Source organism: uncultured Fibrobacter sp., from assembly GCF_937877005.1.
GTDB lineage: Bacteria > Fibrobacterota > Fibrobacteria > Fibrobacterales > Fibrobacteraceae > Fibrobacter.
Genome location: NZ_CALEFV010000326.1, coordinates 1 through 5,846 on the forward strand (window position 1 = coordinate 1; position 5,846 = coordinate 5,846).

At 49.6% G+C, this 5,846-nt stretch carries 5 protein-coding genes; 2 read left to right on the forward strand and 3 right to left on the reverse strand.

Annotated elements, in window-relative coordinates; translation table 11 throughout:
* Nucleotides 1-123: 123 nt before the first annotated feature.
* Together Q0628_RS14320 and miaB are read right to left on the reverse strand one after the other, a co-directional pair.
* Nucleotides 124-1,023 (reverse strand): SPOR domain-containing protein, encoded by a 900-nt coding sequence (locus Q0628_RS14320; protein WP_298772119.1) that lies wholly within the window; start codon nucleotides 1,021-1,023, stop codon nucleotides 124-126.
* Nucleotides 1,024-1,045: 22 nt separating this feature from the next.
* Nucleotides 1,046-2,365 carry a tRNA (N6-isopentenyl adenosine(37)-C2)-methylthiotransferase MiaB gene (gene miaB / locus Q0628_RS14325; RefSeq protein ID WP_298772121.1) on the reverse strand — a complete coding sequence of 440 codons (1,320 nt, stop codon included), beginning with the start codon at nucleotides 2,363-2,365 and terminating at the stop codon, nucleotides 1,046-1,048.
* 118 nt (nucleotides 2,366-2,483) lie between these two features.
* Here miaB and Q0628_RS14330 point away from each other — a divergent pair, with 118 nt between their 5' ends.
* A complete protein-coding gene (locus tag Q0628_RS14330) occupies nucleotides 2,484-3,200 on the forward strand; it encodes a hypothetical protein (protein ID WP_298772123.1) in 717 nt (238 codons plus the stop codon).
* Here Q0628_RS14330 and Q0628_RS14335 read toward each other — a convergent pair.
* Nucleotides 3,197-4,606 carry a PLP-dependent aminotransferase family protein gene (locus Q0628_RS14335; protein ID WP_298772125.1) on the reverse strand — a complete coding sequence of 470 codons (1,410 nt, stop codon included), beginning with the start codon at nucleotides 4,604-4,606 and terminating at the stop codon, nucleotides 3,197-3,199. The genes Q0628_RS14330 and Q0628_RS14335 overlap by 4 nt on opposite strands.
* A gap of 148 nt (nucleotides 4,607-4,754) precedes the next feature.
* On the opposite strand from Q0628_RS14335, the gene Q0628_RS14340 reads away from it, so the two are divergent.
* A partial coding sequence (locus tag Q0628_RS14340) for a cytosine permease (protein ID WP_298772127.1) occupies nucleotides 4,755-5,846 on the forward strand: 1,092 nt, incomplete at its 3' end.

Genomic DNA, 5,846 nt, shown 5'->3' on the forward strand with positions numbered 1-5,846 from the left:
ACCGGATTTTGAGTCCGGCGCGTCTACCAATTTCACCACCCCGGCTCGGGGTTTGTACAAATATAGAACACTTTTTGCTTTTTTGCAGGGCTAATAAGCAAAAATTAGGGTTTTTGCGCAAATTTACTTTTTCAAAAGGGGCTGAAATTCGATTTTTAGGGGGGCCAGCTTATTCGCTGCAAAATCTATCGCTTGTTCCCTAGATTCGAAGTGGCCGGTCTGCACCAGGTAAAGCATCCTTTCTCCGCGGGGCTGTTCAGCAATCGTGCAGGCGATTTTCTGCTTTTTGAGGTTGGTTACGAGCAGGTCCGCGTTAGATTTAGTGCCAAAGGCGCCAAGCTGTAAAGTCCAGTAGGGCTGTACTGCATTTTCCTCGACCTTGGGTTGAGGGGGGGGCAATGGCTTGGGAACACTGTCCACCACTGCCGGTTGGGGAACCTCCGTTGTCGCGGCAACCTGGTCAGCGGGTTGAGCATTCGGTTGTCCGGCCGCTTGGGGGGCCTTGAGTCTTGCCTGCATGGCAGCAAGCGAATCGGGATTGTTCAGCTGGTTGCAGCGTTCTTCCAGGGTTTCTGTCTTGACTTTTGATTTAATGGCCAGACAGACCTTCTTGAGAACAACGGCATGTTGCGGATGGGAAGTCTCGATGGCTTGGATAAGGTCTTCGGCAGCCTTTTCGTACTTGCCGAGATACATGCGGAACTGGGCGCTCGTCATCATGAGGTCGGCATAGATGGCTCGTTGCGGGTTGGTCGCCTGGATAAGGCTGTCGAGTCGCCTGCCGGCAATTTTGAAGGATTGGGCGTTTCCTGTTTGCGAAAGCGCGAGAACATTCCATAGGTAGCATTCGGTACGTACCGAATCCGGTTCCTTGGGACATGCGGCCTCATATGCGGAAGCGGCTTCTTGCCATTTGCCGGCAACATAGGCCTTCTGCGCGTCAGCCATTGACTGTGCAAATGCACTTGCTGCAAAAAACAATGCAGCTGCAATCCCGCGAACATTCCAAAACTTCATCTTCATTACCTCACACCACAATCATCCATTATCCATTATCAATTATCAATTTCCCTCTAATCGTCCATCCGCGGATGTCGTCAAGTTTCACCTTTACGTAGTCGCCGGGCTTCACGATTTGACCAACTTCGGGCTTGAACACCACCTTCTTGAAGTTGTCGGTGCGGCCTCGCAGTTCCGTCTCGTCGCGCGAAGAAGGCTTCTCTACCAAAAGTTCCTCGGTGCGGCCGAGCATCATTTCGTTGCGTTTCAAGGTGATTGCGTTTTGCAGTTCCACGAGGCGTGTATGGCGTTCGAGCTTTTCCTGCTCGGTAAGCGTTTCGGTTTCGTTGTACGATTCTGTGCCCTTGCGGGGGCTATAGATGAACATGAATGCTGAGTCGAACTGGCACTGTTCAAAGGCCTTGAGCGTGTCTTCGAAATCGCTTTCTGTTTCGCCTACGAATCCGCAAATGACATCCGTCGAAATGCCGTAGTACGGATCCCTGCTGCGTAATTGCTCAATTACGGAAAAGTACTGCTCCATGTTGTGCTGGCGGCGCATCTTCTTGAGCATTGCGTCGGAACCGCTCTGGATAGGGATATGTGCGTAGTGGCAGACCTTCGGGTTGCTTAGCAACACATCGATGAGCTCGTTCGTGTAGTGCCTCGGGTGCGGGCTTGTGAAACGGATTCGGCGAATGCCTCCAATTTCGGAAACCTTTGTTAAAAGTGTCGCGAAGTTCCCGCCTTCGGTTCTGTAGGCATTCACCGTCTGGCCAAGTAAAGTCACTTCGGTAATGCCCTGGTCGGCCGCTCTGCGAATTTCTGCGAGAACATCATCCATTTCACGGTACTTTTCGGGACCACGCAGGTATGGCACGATACAGTAGCTGCAACGCTTGTTACATCCGCGCTGGATTGCCACGTAGGTGCTGAAGTCCGTCTTGATTTTGGCATAGTCGCCTAGGTAGTTTTCTCCGTTGTCCTCTTCTAGGAACATACGGTGATGTCCGTGGTATTCTCCCGTCAAAAGTTCTGGGATTTTCTTGTACTGATCCGGCCCCACTACATAGTTCACGAACTTCATCTTCTTCAAAAGCTCGGGGCCGCGGTTCTTGGCCATGCAGCCACAAATCACGATCTTTAGGTCGGGATTTCTTTCTTTAATAGGCTTGAACTGGAAAATGCGAGCGATGGCGGTGTCCTCGGCCTTTTCGCGAACGCTGCAGGTGTTCACGATGATGTAGTCGGCGTCATCCGGAGTCGCGGTCTCAGTACAACCCAGCATGTCCATTTTCTGGGCGATGAGCGCTGAATCGTACTCGTTCATCTGGCAGCCGTATGTGGCCAAGTGATATTTTTTCATGCGAGCAAAGATAGAAAAATAAAAAAGAGGGGTGCACTTCGTAGAAAAACATATATATTTAAAAAAGGAGAATCCGCCTGGAACTCCTCGAAAGGTTTGTTTATGGTGGAGGGCGAAAATGACCTATAAAATTTTTCTGATGCTTGCTTTAGGCTCTCTGTTCGGAGCCTGCACGGCGACTGGCGATGATGAGTCCGTAGATTCCGTACTTTCCGTTGATGAAGAAGAGGATACCCTTTACGCCTCTAGTAGCTCAATCCGATCTAACTTGTTGTCTTCGGGATCTCTCGAAGCTTGGTCTAGCAGTTCTGTCGATGTCTCTCGCGAAAATACGGGAACGGTGACATCGTCCTGCCCGAGCGATTTTCCGTTACTAGACGAATATGGAGAATGTCATTCCTGTAGTGATGATAATATTTTTAGGTTAAAGGATGAGGAATCCTGCGAACTCCTTTGCGATGGAAAGAACGGAACGACAAAAAGGGTTAATGACTTTTGGGGCTGCAAGCTAGAAAAATGTCCCGATCATAAGCCTCTCGAAGATTATTTTGGCGAATGCCGGTCCTGCGACTATGATGATCCTATCCGCGATACGGTAAACTGTTCCCTGTGTCCCAACAGAAAGGTCCAGGACGGCTATTGCCTCTTTGCCAGCTGTGCTGATCGACCGTTAATGAGCTATGATGGTTTCTGCTACCCCTGTTCTACGGAACAGTCCGTAGAGACCTTGCCGGGAGAGTGTCAATCCGCTTGTCCCAATAGAAGGGAAAATGGCTCATGGAGCTATTCGCATGGGTTGATAAAGGACGAAGGCGTCTTCTGCGTTAAAGACTAGATTTTTTCAAGAATCTGTATAGCCTGCTTTATTCTATTTTCCGGGACCGAGGAATAGTTGATGATGAACTCGTGCTGCGAGGGCTCCGCTAAGGTATAGTAGTCCGAAAGAGCGCTTAGACGAACTCCCTTTTCTTGGGCGCGTATGCAGAAATCCTCGTCTGTCAGCGGAGTATCTACCTTCAAGATGAAATGCAGGCCGGCATCCTGTTCCGAAATTTCGATGCGGTCGTGGAGCCTACTCTTGCGGATGGTATCAAGTAGGATGTCTCGGCGTCGGCGGTAGATGTTGCGCATGCGGTTGATGTGCTTTTCATAGTGTCCTTCGGCGATGAATTTGGCTAGCACGTACTGTACCAGATTCGAAATGGTGCAGGTGTAGAACGAGAATTCTTCGCGAAATTTCATGGCAAGCGGTTTCGGAAGAATCATGTAACCGACGCGCACCGTGGAGGCGAGCGTTTTGGAAAAAGAATTGATGTAAATCGTCTGATCCTGAACATCGATATTCTGCAGAGCGGGAATCGGATGGCCTACCATGCGGAATTCGCTGTCGTATTCATCTTCGACGATGTAGCGGTTACTCGATTTCGATGCCCAACTTAGTAGCTCGAAGCGGCGACTGATGGGCATCACCTTGCCCGTCGGAAAGTGGTGTGATGGGGATAGGTGGATGATGTCGGTGCATGTTTCTTCCAGCTGGTCAATACGGATTCCGTTTTCATCCAACGGGATGAAGTTGCACACTACGTTGAGCTTACGATATATCTTCGAAATCTTGCTGTAGCCGGGGTCCTCGACGCCGTACTTCTTATCAAATCCGAGCAGTTGCACGAGCCACGCGTAAAGGCAGTCCGTTCCGGCGCCTACGACAATCTGCTCCGGGTCAACGCGCATGCCGCGGAAGTCGAAGAGCATCTTGGCGATTGCGCTACGGAGTGCTGGCACGCCGGAGTTAGGTGAGCGAGTCAAGAGTTCACGCTGTTGTTCGCAAAGAACCTTTCGGGTGAGTTTTGCCCAGGTCGAGAACGGAAAACTGGAAATGTCTACCTGATTGTTTACGAAATCGGCAATATAGTGCACCTGTTTTGACGATTCTGCCTGCATTGCTTCACGCGATTCTTTGACTGGGGAGCGTTTCGACAGTTGCTCCGAACTTTTGGGCTGGATTGCGGAAACGTAAAACCCTTTGCGCGGAAGCGTATAGATGAATCCTTCGGCCAGCAGCTGTCCATAGGCATTCTCGACGGTAATGACGCTGACTCCGAGTGAATTGGCGAAGGAGCGCTTTGATGGAAGCTTGGCGTCGGCTTCGAGACGCCCTGCGATAATGTCATCCTTGATGGAGCGGTATAGGAAATGGTAAAGAGAATCGTATCCCGCATTTGAAATGTCGTACGATAGCATCTCGAAAATCTCCTGATCTGAATATAATCTGACCTTAAACTGGCTATGCTAAAATAATAGAAAATTGAATATTTGATAAAGTCAATAGTCTATCTATTTTTGCCTCCGAAAATAAAAAAAGAGCCTCGATGGCTCAAGGAGTTTGAAAATGGCTACAAAAAAAAGATTAGGACTGTTATCAAGTGGTATTATTTGGTTTGGCGTTGCGATCTCGGTTTCGGAAATTGAAGCGGGGATTGAAATCGGGGCACTGTCGTCAGGAAGCGGTATGTGGCTTGCTTTGGTATTGGGGCATATTCTAGGGGGACTGCTCCTTTTTGGTGTAGGCCTGATCGGTGCACGAGTCCGCAAGAATGCGATGCAAACGACTGCTTCGACCTATGGAAAATACGGCTCGAAATTCTTTGCCTCGCTAAACGTGTTTCAGTTGCTTGCGTGGGTTGCCGTGCTGAATGCCCAGGGGGCGTTGGCGCTAGCAGGTTTACAACTTCCGATATCCTTTACGCTGACTTGCGTAGTTCTTGCCGTAATGATTGCAATTTGGGTTTTTGTGGGGTTGCGGCGTTCCGCCAATGTAGCTACAGTGGTGATTTCTGTCTTAACGGTCCTGCTGATAATCCTGACTGTCAAGCTGTTTAATGTCAATGGATCCGTATTTGCTGAAAATATTTCATTATCCGCGCATTCTCATCTCTCGTTCTGGAATGTTTTTGAAATTTCGATGGCTCTGCCTGTTTCCTGGTTGCCGGTAATTTCGGATTATACGAAGGATGCGGAAAAACCTGTTTCTGCGACAGCTGCATCCGCTGCGGCCTATACGCTTGCAAGTTTCTGGATGTACTTCATCGGTATTGAAATAGCGGGACTTGGGGCCGGTAACGGCATTGCGGATGCGATACTTCTTGCAGGACTGGGTATTCCGGGCATTGTCATCGTGGTGCTTTCTACGGTGACGACTAACTTTCTCGCAGCCAATTCCGCGGGTGAATCTACTAAGGCGATTATCAATAAGGTCAATCCGAAAATTGCAGGTGTGGTTGTTGCGCTTCTGAGCGCAGTCCTTGCCGCTTCGGGTATCATGGATCACTATATTTCGTTTCTTTACCTGATTTCATCGGTGTTTGCCCCGATGGCTTCCGTGCTTATGGTCTCGTACTATTTCGGGCGTGCAGATCAAGGGGGACGCTTTTTTTGGGGCTGGAACCTGTTCGCTTGGCTAGCGGGATTCGTGGTTTATCAG